General features: G+C 59.7%; 1 protein-coding gene. It reads left to right on the top strand.

Annotated features, from left to right (window positions below):
- Nucleotides 1–273: hypothetical protein (locus tag ACZ3HG_RS23690; protein ID WP_465334816.1), on the top strand; the 273-nt coding region annotated here is incomplete at both ends.

Below are 273 nucleotides of genomic sequence, written 5' to 3' on the forward strand. Positions count from 1 at the left end.
GGTTCGCGGCGATCTCACCCGTCTTGAGCACTGGACGAATGCGGTCGACCAGGCGCGCTGTGTCGCGCACAACATCGCTCATCCCGACGACCGACGCTCATATCTGCCTGTCGAGTATGTCTGGAGTGACCAGTTCAACTGGAAGCTGCACATCGTCGGTCGCACGACGGCAGTCAACCCCGAGATGGTGACGGACCCTCGAACACCCGACCGGATCGCGTCTCTGTACTCTCAGAATGGTCTGTCATTCGACGGGGCAGTGGTACTGAATTG

It is taken from the genome of Erwinia sp. PME.40.26/001, assembly GCF_055556675.1.